At 72.3% G+C, this 769-nt stretch carries 1 pseudogene; it reads right to left on the reverse strand.

What is annotated here, in order from left to right:
• Positions 1-129: 129 nt before the first annotated feature.
• Positions 130-769 (reverse strand): annotated as a pseudogene (locus tag NLX86_RS34590) (hypothetical protein); the annotation flags it as partial.

The raw sequence follows: 769 nt of genomic DNA on the forward strand, positions 1-769 counted from the left end.
CCCGGAAGCTAAGCCTTTCAGCGCCGATGGTACTGCAGGGGGGACCCTGTGGGAGAGTAGGACGCCGCCGAACAATCTTTCAAGGACCCTTGGTCCCAGCGTTCATGCTGGGACCAAGGGTCCTTTTGTTTATGCCGAAGCGCGTTGGATCGCCGACTGCGCGAGAATGACTGCGGTACCCCGAAGACAGGAGTCACACCCATGTCCACCAACTCTCCCGACGACCGTCCCGAGCGCGAGCCGCGCCCGCGGGACGGCGGCGACAGGGGCGGCTTCCGCGGGGGTCGTGACGACCGGTCCGGCGGCCCGCGCCGTGACAGCAATGACCGAGGCGGGTTCCGCCGCGACGACCGTGCCCCGCGCCGCCCCGATGACCGTGGCGGGAACCGCCCGCAGCGCGATGACCGTGGTGGCCGTCCTGCCGGCGGCTTCCCTCGTGATGACCGTGCGCCGCGCCGTGACGACGACCGTGGTGGCTACCGCGGGCCGCGTCGCGAGGACGACCGTGGCGGGTTCCGCCGCGACGACCGGCGTGACGACCGTCCCGGTGGTGACCGGCGTGATGACCGTGGTGGTCGTCCGGCCGGCGGTGGCGGTTACCGGGGTCGCGACGACCGTCCCAGCGGTCCTCCGCGCCGTGATGAGCGGGGCGGCGGTGGCGGTGGGTTCCGTCGCGACGACCGTCCCAGTGGCGGCGGCTTCCCTCGTGATGACCGTGCGCCGCGCCGTGACGACGACCGTGGTGGCTACCGCGGGCCGCGTCGCGAGG

Source organism: Streptomyces sp. A3M-1-3 (assembly GCF_024213665.1).
Taxonomy (GTDB): Bacteria; Actinomycetota; Actinomycetes; order Streptomycetales; family Streptomycetaceae; genus Streptomyces.